The following is a 17,533-nucleotide window of genomic DNA, read 5'->3' on the forward strand; positions in this document are numbered from 1 at the left end:
AAAAAATGTATTTGTCCGGCGTTGTTTGTGATCGGCGATTAAAAAATAAAAAATCTGTAAATTTTGGATATTGCGTTCGTATAACATACAATGTGGTATGTTAAATTTGTAAAATGGAGGTGAATGATGAAAAATATAACTGTTTTTGGTGCAACAGGAATGCTCGGGAAACCGGTTGTTCGGGAACTGGTTGCTGCCGGATACAAAATTACTGCAATGGTTCGCAGTCCCGAAAAGGCGCGCGAGGTGCTGCCGGGATCGGTCAATCTGATTCGCGGTGACCTGGACAGTTTGCCGGATATCCAAAATGCGTTGGAAAATGCGGATGGTATTTACATCAATCTCTCCGTTGCGCAGGATTCAAAAACAACCGATTTTCAGCCGGAACGCGAAGGCATCAGCAATATTCTGGCAGCCGCGAAAGACAAAAATATTCAGCGGATCGGCTATTTGTCATCGCTGGTGCAGCGATACAACGGGATGAACGGTTTTCGCTGGTGGGCGTTCGATATCAAACGCGAGGCGTTGCGCAATATCAAACAATCGGGCATTCCGTATGCCATTTTTTATCCGTCGAATTTTCTGGAAGATTTGCCGGAAGTGTATACCGATGGCAATAAATTTTTGGTTGCCGGAAAATCGGATGTGCATTACTGGTGGATTGCCGGCAGCGATTACGGCAAACAGGTGGCAAAAGCGTTCGACATTCTCAAACCCGATGAAAACCGCGAATACGCGGTGCAGGGACCGGAAGCATTTACGTTGGAAGAATCGGCTAAAATTTATCTCGAAATTGCTGCGCCGCAGGTGAAAATTTTCCGAACGCCGCTGGGATTGCTGAAATTCCTGGGCATTTTTTCATCGAAAATGAGCTACGTTGCAAACATTTGCGAAGCGCTCAACAAATATCCCGAACAATTTGAATCGGAGAAAACCTGGGCGGAACTTGGCAAACCGGCCGTTACGCTGCGGGAATTTGCGCACGAAATTGCCAGTGAACACGTAATCTCATGATATTCAGCGGATATTTAACTCTTTTATTAACCGGTTGAGATAGGTTCGTTGAATTTGTAAAATTTTGGCAGCCTTGATTTGGCTGCCACCGGTTTGCTGCAACACTGCTTCGATGAACAGTTTTTTGAAATCGACAGTTGCGTTTTGCAGCGGGCGTGGCTGAAACAAGGCGTCCGGATGCAGCGCGGTTTGCTGTTGCTCCGGAAAATCGCATTCCGTCAAATAATCGGACTGACAGAGAATTACCGCACGCTCCAACGCGTGTTCCAGTTCGCGAACATTTCCCGGCCAGTGGTGGCGTTCCAGAAGTGCGATGCAATTGGCTGTCAATCCGCGAACCGTTTTGCCGTATTTTTTCGTGAAATGTTTCAAAAAATGATGAGCGAGAACTGCGATATCCGCGATTCGCTCCCGCAGTGGGGGCAAATGGATGTTGATAATGTTCAGCCGGTAAAACAGATCCTGTCGGAATGTGCCGTTATCCATCGCGGTGCGCAAATCTGCGCTGGTTGCGGCGATCACCCGAACGTCAATTTTATGTGTTTTGCTATCACCAACCGGTCGAATTTCTTCTTCCTGCAACACCCGCAACAGTTTTGCCTGAAGCGGTGTTGACATATTCCCAATTTCATCGAGAAAAATCGTTCCGCCATTTGCTTCTGCAAATAGCCCTTTGTGATGGCGATCCGCGCCGGTAAACGCGCCTTTCACATAGCCGAACAGCTCGCTTTCCAGTAAAGCTGCGGGCAAAGCGGCACAGTCCACCGCCACAAATGGCGCATTTTTTCGGGGGCCGTTAAAATGCAGAATCCGTGCGATGCGTTCTTTCCCGGTGCCGCTTTCGCCGTGGATAAGTACTCGCACATCGGTTGGCATCACGTTTTCCAACAGTGTAAAAACCGCCTGCATTTTACGGCTGCGTCCCACCAATTCTTCGAAATCATATTTTTCCCGAAGCGCCTGTTTCAGCCGGTTGGTTTCGGAGAACATTTCTTCCTGAAGATGCGCATTGCGGATGAATTGTGCACAGTGCGGTGCCAGCATTTCGATGAGATGTAAATCCAATTTATCCAACAGCTTGCCGGATTTTCCGACGACCAGATTGATCACACCGATTATCGTTTCGTCAACAGCCAGCGGTACCGCAATTACCGATGAAATTTCTCTGTATCTGGACGAAATATTTTCCATCCCAAAATGACTTTCCAGATTTCCGCAGCATAATGCGCGGCGGTTTCGGGTCACCCAGCCGCCGAGCAACCGGTTCAAATAATTATCGAGAAGCAGGTGTTTGTCGTCGCCTTTGCGAATGAGGGTTTTAGCATCCAGTTGTTGTGCGGGATCAAACAGGAAAATGGTCACCTGATCCGCGCCGGTTAATTCCAGGCAGTTCCGGCAAATATGCTCGATAACATCGGAAATTTTGGAAAAAGTCCAGATTTCTGTGAGCAACCGAATCACCTTGTTGTAATTGGCAACGCATCGCGTTTGCTCACTTGCAGAAATGGGTGTCAGATAATCTTCATCCAACTGTTGCATCAGGTTTTCTCCCTGCGTTGCTGGGAAATGCCGATTTTCCGAACAATTTCCCGGAAGCGGTTGTTTTCGCGCAACGGATCAGCCAGCGGGTCAATCGCCAAATAAATGAGATAGCCGGATTTCTCCGCGACTGCTTTTTCCAACATCGCAAACATTGCGTCGGTATTTTGTAATCCCAACTGAATCACAGCCGGATAAAACGGGTTCAGATACAGATGTTTTTTCTCCATTTCTTCCAATTGTGCCAGCTTGCTGTTTGCCAGAGAATCCTGACCGTTCAAAGCATAGGCATAACCCAGTAATGCAATGGTCATCGGATGGCGATTGGAGAGCTTTTCCGCAATCCGGAATTCGAGAATGGCGCTATCCGGTTGATTCATCGCTGAATATGTTAACCCCAAATTTACATGGGTTACGGCAAATTGGGGATCCAGCTTAATTGTCGATTTGAACTGTTGAACGGCTTCCGGGTATTTTCTGGCGAACCGCAACAGCCAACCAACCTCTGTATTGATTACCGCGGAAACCGGGTCGAGCCGACGGGCGATCTCAATTTCTGCCAGTGAAGCGGCCTTTTCGCCTTTCAGCATTAGCAAAATGGCATACCAGTGATGCGCTGTGGCGTAATCGGTATTCAACGATAATGCTTTTCGAAATGCCGCTTCCGCACCGGGAATATCCCAATCATAATTCATTTTGATATTTGCCAGCGCGGTGTGTGCCTCTGCCAAATCCGGTGCCAGCCGGATGGCCCGCAACACTGCCGCTTTCGCTTGCGGCATTGCCTGCGCTGCAGACATTACGCCGTATTCGGTGCTGCTGAATAGCGCCAGCGCATCGGCAATGCCGGTATAAGCCAGCGCAAAATTGGAATCCAAAACAGTTGCTTGCTGGAAAAATTCCAGCGCCCGGACCAGCGATTCCGGGGTCCGCTGATTCCAGTTATATCGCCCCTTCAGATACAGTGTGTAAGCCTCCATATTTTCAGGAGGCTTGCGCACCAGTTGTGCCTGCTCTGCAGATTTCAGTCGAATCTGCAATGCGTCGGCAACGTTACGGGCGATGTCATTTTGGACGGCAAAAATGTCATCGAACGGTGCAAGGTAGGCGTTCGACCAGACATTCGTTTCATTTTGCAGATTGATAATTTGAATATTAATGTGAATTTGCGAATCCGTTGTTCGCACACTTCCTGTAACAATGTGGGATACATTCAGGCGTCGGGCAATTTCCGGCAAATCATGTGTTTTTTGGCGAAACCGGTCGCTGGATGGTTTGGCAATAACTTCCAGATTATCCAGCGGGGAAATCCGCGAGATGATGGCTTCGGTGATACCATCGGCAAAATATGCGTCGCTGCCGCCTGCGTCCGGGGTTTCGAACGGTAACACCGCCAGGCGAATGGGTTGTTCCGGCGGCGGTTGGGAATCGCGATTCAACTGAAAGACAAACAACCATGCAATAGCGATGATAAATCCAAATAAAAACAAACGTTTACGTTTTTGATGAGCTGTGTCCGCTACTGTCTTTTTCGTTATTGGGGCAACCACTGTTTGTTGCGAAAACGCTCGTAAATCAGCCAAAATTTCAGATGTTTTTTGGTAGCGTTCCGCCGGTGAACGACGGGTTGCTTTTTGGACAATCTGTAAAAGTGCTGCAGGAATGTCGGGTATCTTTTCCTGCAAACTTGCCGGTTCATCGTTCAAAATACTGTAAAAAAGTGCAGAATCCACATCGCCGGAAAACGGTATATCGCCGCAAAGCATTTCATACAAAACAATACCGAACGACCAGATGTCGCTGCGTTCGTCGGCGGGATCGCCGCGCAACTGTTCCGGCGAGACATACCGAAGTGTGCCCAACGCCAGGAAATCGTGCGTGACGGCCGAACCCCGGATCTTCGCCAGCCCGAAGTCCAGTATTTTTATAACATTTTCAGGTGTCACCCAAATATTTTCCGGTTTTATATCGCGGTGAATAATGCCGCGTTCATGTGCTACCTCTAATCCTTCGGCAATCTGGATTGCCAATTTTACAATATCATCATAATTTGCAGTTAATTGTTGGCTGTCAATTTTTGTTCGCAGGCTGTCGCCTTCGTAATAATTCATCACGATGAACAGTTGCCCGTCTTCGGTTTCATCAATTTCGTGAATGGTGCAAATGTTGGGATGATCCAGTGCGGAAGCAGCTTTGGCTTCCTGAACAAACCGGTCGATGTGCTCTTGTTCATCGCTCAAATATCGGGGCAGGAATTTGATGGCAACAGGTCGGGAGAGTTTTTCATCGATGCCTTTATAAACGATTCCCATACCGCCCTGACCAATTTTTTCAATGATCCGGTAATGGGAAATCGTTTGTTCGAAACGCCGGCTCTTCATATACTTCTCCCCGTTTGAGTGAGAACGTATATTCCGATCTATCTTAACTTACATTATTGGCATCGATAACCTCCGTTAAATTACGATATGTTCAACCAAAAGGAAACCTTTTCCTGAAATCCTGACCTTCTTCAAGCTACATTGTTTTATAAACCGGAGTAACAGCCCGCATCGCATAAAGAATGTTTATTACATTGTTTTTTTTACGGCGTTACAGAAAACCCGATGCTTAAATGCCGGAAATGACCCTTTTCTTCCGGATTAAACAGATAGCCTATTTCCGGTCGAATCGCAAATTTCCCCAAATCGGGACCAACTGCCGCGCCGATATTAAATGCAATCAATATTTCTCCGTTTTCTCGCGCAATAGGAATTAACACTTTTGAATTGACATACAAATCAAACTGGCGGTTTTCCAACACATTCATCAGTAACGTCGGGTGAATTTCATATGTTTCAGAGATATCGACATCTTCTCCAAACGCCATTCCTATCGGGCAATAAAACGCAATGCGGTTGGGTAAAATCGCGTATTTTGGCCCCAAACCAATCACGTTTAACCCAAAATCTTCTTCTTGAATTCTTTCGTAGCGAAAACGCAAGTTAGCTTTATCGGAAGAGCCGTGGGCAATTTGTAACCCATAATGGTTTTGCACATGCCCTGACTCTCCGTCTTCCGAAAATGATATTGATGAATAACTTGGCGTAATTTCAACTTTATCTTTTTCGACCATGCGGGCGCTTTGCAGATCGGAAAAAACCGGTGCGCAATTCAATAGCGTCAGCAGAAGTGCGCCAATCATCAGTGCCGGGAAAACATTGCTTCGCAAATGATTGCGAAAAACGTTTTTGTGTAAATTGACTGTTGATGGTTTCATGACTCACCTCCGGGTAATTTTTTTATTCTTTCCCGCTCAACCAATTGCAGCATCGATTGAGCGGGGGAAAACTGCCATTTATGAATATGATTCCATCAATGGCGTTTATACGGAATCGCCAGTTTGACAGCCACTCCGGCATGATCCGATGGCCACATTTTTGAACGGGTTCGTTCCCGGTATTCATCGCCGATCACCCGGGATTTGATGAGCAGCTCACCGTTGGATTGCATTTCGGGACGGAAAAATACCAGATCAATCCTTTCGGCAAGATGAATATCCGTGTTTCGCAAATCCGGGTCATGCGGCGCGGTAAACCCATCCGGATTTTGGTGATTCCAGCCGTGATTGAGCGGCCACGTTTCTACAAAATCATTTTCCGAAATAAACTGATATGTCGCTTCATCGAGAGCCGCATTACTGTTGAAATCGCCAACCAGAATGACCGGTTTGGTTTCGGTTTGGAGATAACCGATCAATTCACTCGCCTGGGCAAGTTGAATGGGATCGTAATCGGATTCCAGATGTGTACTGACAAAGCGATAATCATTACCGCAAATTTTGGCGTCCACAGCAACATAGCCGCGCAAAATGTCGATGCCGAATGTCGAAATCGGCAGCCGCGCATTGTAATTTGCCGTAACAACATTTGAGTATTCCACACCGTTGCGGACCAGCACTACGTCGTAATCGATCAGCCGGACATCGTCAAATGCCAACGGATCAACGCTTACTAACATTGGCACCTCCACATCGGTGTTTTGAATGATGCCTGCCATCGAATAATGTTGCCGATGATGATGCAGCGCTGCCATAAAAATCTCCAGAAAATCCTGATACACATCCGTTGCCTGCACCGGATTGCCCAGATGGGCATCGCCCGGCGATTGCAGCAAAATTTTGGAAATCTCCTGTAATCCGATGAGATGCGGTTTTTTCCGGGCGATTTCTTTTGCCATAAAATCTGCCCGTTCGGCGAAATTGGTTTGCTGCAACAACGCGAACGCTTCCGCAACCAGTACGGGAATCTCATCCGGATTTTGCGCCGCAAGCACTTTGTCCACGTCTGTGCCGACATACACATTCCAGGTCATTACGGTTACTTTTTCATAGCGATGCCGCCGCTTTTCGAGTGCCCAATCTGCGTCGTCATCCCATTCATCAGATGCCATATTTTGTTCATCCGGGAATTTCGTTGAAACTGACGAATCCGTATCGTCACAGCTAAACAGTACCAAAAACGCACCCAAGATCATATAAAACAAAGGTTTGAGGTTCATGATAAAATCCTCCTTTGAAATAAATGTTGATGCATGATTTTATATCGCTTGTACAAGCTGGGATATTTTGCGAATCAGTTGAAAACTATCTTCCATTATGTTTGGGTAACAAATTGGCGGCATTCACCGGTTGATTATCTTTAATAATCATCTTTTCACGACTACCTGATATCGCACCTGTAACAATGCCGACAATAGCACCAATCCCCCCTAAAGCAACGCCGAGAATCAATCCTTTTTCACCGGCGCTAAACCGGAGAAAATCGCCGAATGGCTCATTACTCGGTGGATCATCGCCATCTGCATAGCCAATGAAAAATCCACCGGCAAATCCAATTGCAGCACCCGTAACGAATCCTTCCGCCACACCTTTGCCATAACTGATCAATGAAATTTCCCGAATATTCGAAATGTGACCGGAAATGTGACGGGATCCCAAAACTTCCATGCCGGGATTGAGCCAGAATACGGAATCTCTCTCGACAAAAATATGTTTAGCCCGGAATTTGTTGCCATTCAGTTTTGTTATTTCACCAGTGTTAGGATTGTTGGTGCGCTCCAATTCTTTTGCCAGATCAATCCGCGATACCATGCGGCTGTGGGTGCAGCCGCAAATCATCATCGCTATAGTCAATATGAACAATTTGAATATGTTCAAACGGATCGTTGTTAAGGTGTTCATTTCTCTTTACCTTTTTACATCGTTTGCTTTACTATTCTGTGTCATTGTAGCCAAAATCGATTTCCTGTTGCGGAGGAGATTCTTTCTTCTTCGGTGGATCATCGGTGAGGATATGGTTGTTCACGCTCCCCTTTGCTGCGCCGACAATACCACCCAAAATTGAACCTGTGAAACCAAAAAACATTGCCCCGGCAGCCGCAAAATCTGCAGAACTTGCGCCAAGCCACTCATCCCCGCCGCTGGAGAAACCGATTGATAGTCCGGCAACAAATCCGATCAATCCACCAATGCCCATGCCGTCTGCAAAGCCTTTACCCCGGCTGTTTAACCTGATTTCGTAAATATCGCGGTTATGCGCAGTTGCGGCTGATTCCGATTCTTCAACATTCCACGAAACAGAATCGCCGTGCACATCGATACTTCGGATGTTAAAGTGCTCACCGGAATTTAGCACGATTGCTCCAGTTGTATTTTTCGAGGAGCGAATTTCATTTGCCAAATCTGCACGATAGAGCATTTTCGTGTGGGTACAGCCACTCGAAATGGCAGCTAAGGCGATAGCAATGCACATGAAAACTTTGGTATGCCTGTTCATTTTTAATACCTCCATCTTGATTTCAGTATTCGATACTTCAATATTAATGCCACAGAAACAATGCGATGCCAAGTATCTGAAAATTATGAAGTTGGGTGAGATGTATTTATGAAGGCCATTTGCAAAAAAGTATGATTGATTTCAAACCTGTATAAATATGTATAACATTGTGCGGGCATTTCGCGATATTTACGCTTGACGATACCCGCAATCAGATGTATATTCTCCGGTCGAAACTTAGGATAGATGATGACGCAGAAAACAAATCCCGCAATTTCCAACAACTGGCACGGCTGGTGGTGGCATCTGCTCGACAAACGAGGTGGGATTTCTGTGCGCTAACATCAGTTGCAACAATTTTTGAGAACAATCCGTCCCGCCTCCAACACAGGCGGGATTTTTTTTATATTTTGGGCGTAACGATTCAGCGCTTTTTTATAACCGCGGAGAACGCAAAGATCGCGGAGAGAGCAGCGGATTAATTCGTTTCAGAGGAAAGCTTTATTTACCTCTGCATACTCTGCGTTCTCTGAGCCCTCTGCGGTTAATTCGGTACTTTACTTTTGGAATAAAATCGACGTCACTCGGCGAAAAAAGGACATTTTATGAACACAATTTCATTTGCGCAATTTCAACAAATGGCGATGCACGGCAATGTGATTCCGGTGGCAGAAGCGATGCTCGCAGATATGCTCACGCCGGTTTCGGCATTCCTCAAACTTTGCGGCGATACGGAAGACGGTTTCCTGCTGGAATCTGTTGAAGGTGGTGAAAAACTCGCCCGCTACTCATTTTTGGGACGCAATCCCCGTCAGAAAATTGTCTTTCGCAACAACGCTGTGGAGCTGATCGAAAACGGACACCGCGAAACCGTGTCGAAAGATATTTTCTCATTTCTGCAAACGGAGCTGAAACGATACCGTTTTGTGAATGACCCGAATCTCCCGCGCTTTTGTGGTGGTTTCGTCGGGTTTTTTGGCTACGATACGGTTCGGCTGATTGAAAAGCTGCCGGATTTGCACGAACACGATCACAACGCGACAGATGCCGCGCTCGGTTTGTACGACACGATTCTGGCGTTCGATCACGTAAAACAACAGGTGATTATCGTCGCAAATGTGATTCTCGAAGGTGGGATGAATCTGAAAGCCGCATACGACGAAGCCATCTCGCGCATCGCGGCTATCAAAAACATTTTGCGCCAACCGCTGGAACCCCGCGAAGTAACCGGCGAAGGGGGGCACGAAAACGTGACTTCCAATTTCAACGAAGATGATTTTTGTGAAGCTGTGCGCAAATCAAAAGCGCACATCAAAGCCGGGGATATTTTTCAGGTGGTGCTCTCGCAAAAATTTTCCCGGAAAATATCCGTGCCACCATTCGATATTTACCGGGCGCTGCGGGTGATTAATCCCTCGCCGTATCTCTATTTTTTGCGGCATGGCGATCATTCGACTATCGGTGCCAGCCCGGAATTACTGGTGCGCGTTGAAGATGGCGAAGTGGTGGTTCGCCCGATTGCCGGCACCCGACCGCGCGGAAAATCCGCTGCCGAAGACGCGCGTCTCGCCGAAGATTTGCTCGCCGATGAAAAGGAAATTGCCGAACACGCCATGCTGGTGGATTTGGGGCGCAACGATGTCGGGCGCGTGTCCGAATACGGCAGCGTGCAGCTCACCGACCGGATGATCATCGAAAAATACAGCCACGTGATGCACATCGTTTCCGAAGTTCGCGGGCGGCTGCATCCCGGTTTGGATGCGATCGACGCGTTGAAAGCCGGATTTCCCGCCGGAACCGTTAGCGGTGCCCCGAAAATCCGGGCGATGGAAATTATCGAAAATTTTGAGCCGGAGCGACGCGGTGTGTACGCCGGTGCGCTCGGTTACATCGGTTTTTCGGGAAATATGGACACCTGCATCACCATCCGTACGCTGGAAGTTATCAACGGTGTGGCGTATTTTCAGGCGGGTGCGGGCATTGTCGCCGATTCCGTGCCGGAAAAGGAATATCAGGAAACCGTGCACAAATCCAACGCCATTCGTGCGGCCATCGCCCTCGCCGAAGGCGGGCTGGAGGTTTGAGGCGAAGGGTAAAGGATAAGTGATAAAGGATAAAAATTTCCCTCCGCGAAGGGGAATAGGAGAAAACAATGAAATTACTGGTCATCGATAATTTTGACAGCTTTACCTACAATCTGGTGCAATTTTTGGGTGAACTTGGTGCGGAATTGTCCGTTTTTCGCAACGATGCGATAACGGTGCAGGGCATCCGCGATGCAGCACCGGACGGCATCGTCATTTCGCCGGGACCGGGCACGCCGGATGACGCCGGTGTCAGCCTCGATCTGATCCGCGAATTGCATCAGGAAATCCCGATTTTCGGCGTTTGCCTCGGTCATCAATCTATCGGGCAGGCGTTCGGCGGCAAAGTAATTTCTGCGCCAACGCTGATGCACGGTAAAACATCGCAGGTGCAACACCAATCGGAAAATGTTTTCGCGAAATTGCCCAATCCCTTCCGGGCAATGCGCTATCATTCGCTGGCTGTGGAACGCGAATCGCTGCCGGATTGTTTACACATCACAGCCGAAACGCCGGAAGGCGTCATCATGGGATTCACGCACAAAGAGTTTCCCGTTTACGGTGTTCAGTTTCACCCGGAATCATTTTTGACAGAGGGTGGAAAGCAAATTTTGAGCAATTTTTTGGCGTTAACGGCTAATCGCGTATAATTTTTGACGATGATAAGGATTATACTGAATGGTAATTAATCGGAAGGGACAATTATGCAAGTCGATATAAAATGGTTTGATGACAACCTGCATTTGCGATATCCGTGTGAGTGGGTTTACAAAATTATCGGAAAAGATGCCCGGCGATTGCACGATGCTGTCGCAGATATTATTCCGGGAAATGAGTATACGGTCAAATTTTCGAACTTCAGTTCCGGCGGGAAATACATTTGCCTGAATGTGGAAATGATGGTGGACAACGAATCGCAGCGGAACGATATTTTCCATTCGCTGAAACAACATGATCATATTTCGATGGTGCTGTAATATCCGAAATTCGCAATGTCAGAAAATAAATGTATGGTTTATTACAGACTCAGCCACCGCTTTTCAATCAGCCAGTCCCGGATATTGCCATCTTGTGAAACAGTGCTTACGCCAATCTTATCTGCTGAATAATTGTAGCTGCTAATCGCAATGATTTTTTGGTTTAGCAAATCTATATTGCTGTAAACCTCAGAATGATCTTTTAACGACCAAACTGTAAATTTTCCGGCATTATCACCGCTGAACAGATGGTTGCCAGTTGATTCCATTGCGATAAATGAAATTGCGTCACTGTTGCCGTAAAGTGTTGTTTCCAAATCACCTGTGCGGGAATTTATCACGTAAATATTTGGATCAGCCCCGTTGATTCCATAAATGAAATTACCGTTCCGGGAAAACAGGATCTGGATGAATTTAAAGTCATGAATCCGAAATGATTGCAGCGTTTCTTCATCCGAAATATGCCAGACGTTAATTGAGCTGTCCATGCCTGCAGATGCGATAAACCCGCTATTTTTGTCGAATGAAAATGCGATTGAACTATCCTGGTTCATTGTAAAAGTTTTCGTTACGGTTTCATTCGTAATATCCAGTAAATAAATATTGTTAGCATTGTCCATCGCCAGCAACTCCATGTCATTTGAAAATGAGATATCGACAATGGCATTCGGAAATTGGTAGCTGTAATACCCGACCAATCCAATAAGTTCATAATCATAAATGTGCATTTTCCCGGAGGTTGTGCCAAGTGCGTAAACATTGCTTTCGGGGTTCCATTTGAGGGCTGAGTACCGGCCATATGTCGACAGCAGTTCATAATTATTCTGAAATGAATTTGTTTTGATAAACTTGCCATCCCAGTTCCTGTTGATGCACCACGTTACCCGATTTTGCTCCCGGACGAATGGCAACGGATAGCCCGGTGCTGCCGAACTCACAATTTTCATAAGTTTGTTAAAATATAAGCTCTTAACAAAATTAATTTTTGCCGTGGGTGACCAGGCCGATACATGTTGGTCAAAAACGGCTTTAATCCGATAGCTATACGCCTGCGATGTATCCACCGATGAATCGAAATATGTCGTTTGATTTGGCATGACCGTGTTCAGCGGTAAATAAATTCCGTCGCTTGCGGCTTTTTCAATAATAAAACCCGTTTCATGGACAGAATTATCTACCCAGTTGAGTTGCAGCATACCATCGTTTATTGGAATCACCGATAAATTGGATGGGGCTCCGAAGCGATACACCACAACATCGACCACATTTGAACTGGTAACGTTCCCATCACCATCATACGCTTTTGCATAAATCCGGTATTTTGTACTATCCTGGGTTTGCGGCGTTGTCCACAAATATCGATACGGCTCCACATAAAACGTTCGATCCCATGAAGTCGCATTGTTGATATACATTTCTACTTTCACAACCCCTTTGTCGTCCGATGCTTCGACAATGATTGATGTGGTGTCAGTAACTTGCGCATTGTTTTTGGGATAAATGATGCGCACTTCAGGCTCGGGAGCAATCTCTGGATTACTGCTGCTTTTTGAACATGTCACCAAAAAAACCGCGCAGAAGCAAACCGCAATAATTTTGGTCAGAGGATTCCGGTTATCAAATATGAAAACCATTGAGGAACCTGTTGCATTTTTTGGTTATTTATTTTGATGGCAAATTACAATCCCATGTTTTTAAACATGAAATTTTTCAGTCGTTACTAAAACCAATATATAAATTTTTGAGCGCAGAGCAGCGGAATAAAATTAATTTTTGGGTAGGCTTGCTATCTATAATTCAGTTCAGAACGTCACCGCCAGGACTGCAGCGTTTCCACAAACGCCGACAAAAACTGATTCGCCTGAAACCCGTCCAGTGCCCGGTGATCGATGGTCAGCGTGACATACGCCATCGGTTTGATTTCCGGAACATCCTGCCCGTTTTTCTCCACCACCACAAAGCGTTTTTCCATTTTCCCGATGCCCAAAATTGCCGATTGCGGCTGGTTGATGATCGGCGTTGCGATGATGCTGCCGGTCATCCCGTGATTGGTGATGGTGAATGTGCCGTTTTGCACATCTGCTTTGGCGAGTTTTCCGGCGCGCGCTTTTTCCGTCAGCGACTGCAACTGTTCCGCGATTGCCAGCAAACTGAGTTTTTCCGCGCGATGCAGCACCGGCACGATCAGCCCGGCATCAGTTGCGGCGGCAACGCCGATGTTGCACTCATCAAAAATTTCCAGCGCGTCGTCGTGCCAGCGACTGTTTACTTCCGGCACGGCCAGCAGCGCCTGTGCAGCGGCGTGCACAAAATACGCCGTGAAAGTCAGTTTCACGCCTTTGCTTTCGTAAATGGCTTTATTTTTGGCGCGATGCGCGACCACTCCGGACAAATCCGCGTCGAATACGGCAGTAACGTGCGGCGCGATGTTGAGCATGCTTTCAACCATGTGTCGTGCGGTGCTGCGGCGCAGCGCGTTGTGCGGAACCATGTGGCTGGGAATTTTGCCCGACGGCGCAGAAACCGGAGGCGCAGCTTTTGGCACTTCCGCGCGATTTTCGATAAAATTTTCCACATCCCGCGCGGTGATTCGTCCGCCGCGGCCGCTCCCGATGATTTCCTCCGGACGAATATTGTGTTCCGCTAACATCTTGCGAACAATAGGACTTAGCCGCACTTCCCGTTCGCCTGCGACAAATGTCCGTCGCTGCCGTTCGATTTTTGGCATATCGGCCGGGACGACAACTTTTTCCTTTTGACTTTCACCTTTTGCCTTAATGGAAAGCCTGCCCAGCAAATCGCCGGGATTCACCGGCTCATTCTCTTTTTTGACTATTTCCGCCAAAAAACCGTCTGCCGGCGCGGGAATTTCCAGGCTCACTTTATCTGTGTTTATTTCGATCAGCGGTTCGTTCGCGGTGACGGCTTCACCGACTTTTTTCAGCCAGCGTTCCACCACAGATTCGGTGCCTTCGTCCGATTGAGGCATCAGGATGTTGATCATTTCTGCCATAATTTTCTCATTATTTTATTTGCCACAGAGTCACAGAGATCACTGAGTTTTTTTAATCATTTTCTAAAATCTCTGTGCCCTCCGTGTCTCTGTGGCAATTTGTTTTTCAAAATTCAACCAGATCTACCATTTTTTCCGCGATGGCGGATACGTCCGGCACCACGGCGTTCATCAATCCGACGTTGTAGGGCACCGGAATATCTGGCGTGGCGAGGCGTTCCACCGGCGCATCGAGATCGAAAAAGCATTCTTTTGCGACGATGGCGGCGATTTCCGCGCCAAATCCGGCAGTCATCCCGTCTTCGTGAACGATGAGGCAGCGGCGGGTTTTCCGTACGGAATCGATCACCGCGGATTTATCCCACGGCGAAAGCGTTCGCAAATCGATGATATCTGCCGGAACGCCGGATTCCGCAGCGGCTGTTTCGCACCGCTCGACCATCGCGCCCCAGGTCACCACGGTCAGCTCGTCGCCGGTTTGGGTGATGCGCGCTTTGCCGAACGGCAGCAGATACGCATCGCCGGGATAGGGACGCCGCGCCCAGGGCATATCGAGGCAATGGCGATGCTCGAAAAATATCACCGGATCGTTGCCGCGCATCGCCGCGCGGAGCAACCCGACCGCATCTTCCGCATTCGAGGGAAACGCCACGCGCCAGCCGATGCCGTGTGCCCACATCACTTCGTTGCATTCGCTGTGCCACGGATCGCCGCATTTGCTGCCGAAACCGCCGGGCATACGTACCACCATCGGCGCAGCGATGCGGTTGTGGGTGCGCCAGCGGATCGTACCGCAATTGTCGAGCTGTTCGGCGGCCGGATCGGCGTATTTGCGAAATTGGATTTCCGAAACCGGCATCAGCCCGCAGATCGCCATGCCCACCGCGCGCCCGATGATGCCTTCTTCCGAAAGGCTGGTGTCGAACACGCGATCATCACCAAATTTTTCCTGCAATCCCATAGTCGCGGCATGCACACCGCCTTTTGGCCCAACATCTTCGCCGAAAATCAGCAGTTTGGGATTGGTTGACAGTTCGTGCTCCATCGTCCGGCGAATCGCCGTCAGCATGTTGATGCGCGCCGGTTCCGGCGATGGCGTTTCGCTCGCTGCCGGAAACCGGTGCCCTTCGGCAATCAGTCCGCCCATCTGCGGCAAATCCGGCGAGCCGTCCGGTTTTGTTTCTGCAAATACATATTTTTTAACGGTTTGCACATCCGGTTCGGGGCGATTGAGCGCGGCTTCGACCGCTTTTTGCACATCATTTTTGGCGTCGGATTGGAGCTGTTGCCACTCTTTTTTGGAAATATGTTTCGGTACCAGAAATTTTTCGAGCTGTTTCAGCGGATCGTTGGTTCGCTCGTTTTCGACGAGTCCGGCGGGTTTGTAGGCTTGCGTGTCCTGCCCGGAGTGCCCGGAAAGTCGCGGAACGGTCAGCCGGATGAGCGCCGGTCCTTTTCGATCGCGAACGTACGCCACGGCGTCGATGAGCATCGGCGCGGCAACCGCCGGATCGCAACCGTCGCCATCCCAAATTTGCAAATTTTTGAACGATGCCAGATTTTCCGCGATATTTTTGCCTGGCGTTTGTTTTTCGCTGGTCACGGAAATAGCGTAGCCGTTGTCTTCGATGTAAAAAAGCATCGGCAAATTGAGGGTTGTCGCGATGGTCAGCGATGCCCAAAATCCGTTGGTCGCCACCGAGCCTTCGCCACCGAGAACCACGGCGATGGCATCGCCGTATGCGTTGTCCTGCAACGATTTCCGGCGATATTCAATCGCCTGCGCCGCACCGACGGTCGGGGTGTATTGCGAACCGACATCACCGGCCATCGGCAGTACGGACGCCGCACCCTGCGATGGCAAGTTGCACACCACGCCGATATCTTTCCCGTTGCTGTATCCGCCGGATTTTCCCATCGGTCCTGCCAGCGCATCTTCAAAATCCAGACCAAGTGTCAACATCAAAGGGCGGGAGCGGTAGTATGCACCAACGACATCTTTGGGATGTTGCAACAGCGATCCCAAGATGATCTGCGTAACATCGTGCCCGCGCGCGGAAAATTGATACAACACCTGTTTTTTGGGGACTAATTCGGTTTCTTCGATATCATCCATCGCCCGCGATGTGAACACCAAACGGGCAATATGGCGCCAGTCGAACTGCGCCAGCAAGTCAGCTCTATTCATTCAATGGACCTCATTTTCAAGATTCTCAACATTCGCATCTAATAAAAATCGGTCGCGTTGATGCGATGTTGAGAAATGTCGCGATTTTGCAGGCTATCAATTTAGAGCGGCGTCACAGGCGTGTCAAGCAGTAGCAAACTTTTTGGGGATGGGGTGATCGGATAAAAATTACAGCGGCTGTTGGATGTTAATGTTTGGTTGCTCTTGCCAATCTTGCCGCAAAGGAGCGAAGTTCGCAAAGGATTAACAAATATTAACGTTGCACTCAATATTGTTGAAATATTTAAGTTTCGTTGAAATGCCTGTCATTCCTGCGAAGGCAGGAATCTCCCGGCATTTCAACGAAACTTAAATATTTCAACAATATTGAGTGCAACGTTAATATTTGTTAATCCTTTGCGAACTTCGCGCCTTTGCGGAAAAAATCTGTAAAAAAGAGCCATTTCTGAAAATTCAAAACGTAAGCCGGGTTTGCGGCTGCTCGGTGAGGTAGCGCTCGAAACGGTTGTTTTCGTCCACCAAAATCACTTTCGGATCGATGGGGCGATGGGTCAACTCAAATCCCATAATTATCAGCTCTTCACCGGCTTTGATGAGGTGCGCCGCAGCGCCGTTCATGCAAATATCGCCGGAGCCGCGCTCACCTTTGATCGTGTAGGTTTCCAGCCGCGCACCGGATGTATTGCTAACAACCAGCACCTTTTCGCCCGGCCACAGCCCGACCATGTCCATCAAATCTTCGTCAATCGTGATGCTGCCGACGTAGTTCAAATCCGCCTGCGTAACCGTCGCTTTATGTATTTTTGATCGCATAACCCATCGCATGTTATCAAATTTCTCCTGTTTTTTAGAAAAATAATCAGTAAAAACGAGATTCCTGATTTCGCGCCAAAGGCAGGGGG

At 48.2% G+C, this 17,533-nt stretch carries 14 protein-coding genes; 4 read left to right on the forward strand and 10 right to left on the reverse strand.

The genetic code is table 11. From position 1 onward, the window contains the following. Positions 1-126 precede the first annotated feature (126 nt). Positions 127-1,014, forward strand: a complete 888-nt coding sequence (locus H6629_10985; GenBank protein ID MCB9068320.1) for an NAD(P)H-binding protein — start codon at positions 127-129, stop codon at positions 1,012-1,014. 3 nt (positions 1,015-1,017) lie between these two features. On the opposite strand, the gene H6629_10990 is transcribed toward H6629_10985, so the two are convergent. The 6 genes from H6629_10990 to H6629_11015 all read right to left on the reverse strand — a co-directional run bounded on the left by H6629_10990 (position 1,018) and on the right by H6629_11015 (position 8,369). Then, complete coding sequence (locus tag H6629_10990; protein MCB9068321.1) at positions 1,018-2,553, reverse strand: sigma 54-interacting transcriptional regulator; 1,536 nt, start codon at positions 2,551-2,553, stop codon at positions 1,018-1,020. Next, on the reverse strand, positions 2,553-4,934 hold the full coding sequence (locus H6629_10995; protein ID MCB9068322.1) for a protein kinase: 2,382 nt from the start codon (positions 4,932-4,934) through the stop codon (positions 2,553-2,555). Before H6629_10995 ends, H6629_10990 begins: the two co-directional genes overlap by 1 nt. 203 nt (positions 4,935-5,137) lie before the next feature. After that, positions 5,138-5,812 carry a hypothetical protein gene (locus H6629_11000; GenBank protein ID MCB9068323.1) on the reverse strand — a complete coding sequence of 225 codons (675 nt, stop codon included), beginning with the start codon at positions 5,810-5,812 and terminating at the stop codon, positions 5,138-5,140. 95 nt (positions 5,813-5,907) lie between these two features. Next, positions 5,908-7,092 carry an endonuclease/exonuclease/phosphatase family protein gene (locus tag H6629_11005; protein MCB9068324.1) on the reverse strand — a complete coding sequence of 395 codons (1,185 nt, stop codon included), beginning with the start codon at positions 7,090-7,092 and terminating at the stop codon, positions 5,908-5,910. Positions 7,093-7,177: 85 nt separating this feature from the next. Then, entirely contained in the window at positions 7,178-7,654 is a 477-nt protein-coding gene (locus H6629_11010; protein ID MCB9068325.1) for a hypothetical protein, read from the reverse strand. Between the two features lie 151 nt (positions 7,655-7,805). Continuing rightward, the gene (locus H6629_11015) at positions 7,806-8,369 is read right to left on the reverse strand and encodes a hypothetical protein (GenBank protein MCB9068326.1); all 564 of its coding nucleotides are present in this window, start codon (positions 8,367-8,369) and stop codon (positions 7,806-7,808) included. A 605-nt stretch (positions 8,370-8,974) separates the two neighbouring features. Between H6629_11015 and trpE the strand changes: the two genes are divergently transcribed. From trpE to H6629_11030, 3 genes are all read left to right on the forward strand, one after another. Continuing rightward, positions 8,975-10,453: an anthranilate synthase component I gene (gene trpE / locus H6629_11020; protein MCB9068327.1), complete on the forward strand. Its 1,479-nt coding sequence runs from the start codon at positions 8,975-8,977 to the stop codon at positions 10,451-10,453. A gap of 68 nt (positions 10,454-10,521) precedes the next feature. After that, on the forward strand, positions 10,522-11,103 hold the full coding sequence (locus H6629_11025; protein ID MCB9068328.1) for an aminodeoxychorismate/anthranilate synthase component II: 582 nt from the start codon (positions 10,522-10,524) through the stop codon (positions 11,101-11,103). 54 nt (positions 11,104-11,157) lie between these two features. Next, positions 11,158-11,430 (forward strand): DUF493 domain-containing protein, encoded by a 273-nt coding sequence (locus tag H6629_11030; protein ID MCB9068329.1) that lies wholly within the window; start codon positions 11,158-11,160, stop codon positions 11,428-11,430. 41 nt (positions 11,431-11,471) lie between these two features. On the opposite strand, the gene H6629_11035 is transcribed toward H6629_11030, so the two are convergent. The 4 genes from H6629_11035 to H6629_11050 all read right to left on the reverse strand — a co-directional run bounded on the left by H6629_11035 (position 11,472) and on the right by H6629_11050 (position 17,456). After that, positions 11,472-12,941 (reverse strand): hypothetical protein, encoded by a 1,470-nt coding sequence (locus tag H6629_11035; protein MCB9068330.1) that lies wholly within the window; start codon positions 12,939-12,941, stop codon positions 11,472-11,474. Between the two features lie 299 nt (positions 12,942-13,240). Further along, positions 13,241-14,443, reverse strand: coding sequence for a 2-oxo acid dehydrogenase subunit E2 (locus H6629_11040; GenBank protein MCB9068331.1), 1,203 nt, complete (start codon positions 14,441-14,443; stop codon positions 13,241-13,243). A 106-nt stretch (positions 14,444-14,549) separates the two neighbouring features. Next, the gene (locus H6629_11045; protein ID MCB9068332.1) at positions 14,550-16,631 is read right to left on the reverse strand and encodes a pyruvate dehydrogenase; all 2,082 of its coding nucleotides are present in this window, start codon (positions 16,629-16,631) and stop codon (positions 14,550-14,552) included. 453 nt (positions 16,632-17,084) lie between these two features. Further along, the gene (locus H6629_11050; protein ID MCB9068333.1) at positions 17,085-17,456 is read right to left on the reverse strand and encodes an aspartate 1-decarboxylase; all 372 of its coding nucleotides are present in this window, start codon (positions 17,454-17,456) and stop codon (positions 17,085-17,087) included. Positions 17,457-17,533: the final 77 nt, after the last annotated feature.

It is taken from the genome of Calditrichia bacterium (assembly GCA_020634975.1).
Lineage (GTDB): Bacteria > Calditrichota > Calditrichia > RBG-13-44-9 > J075 > JACKAQ01.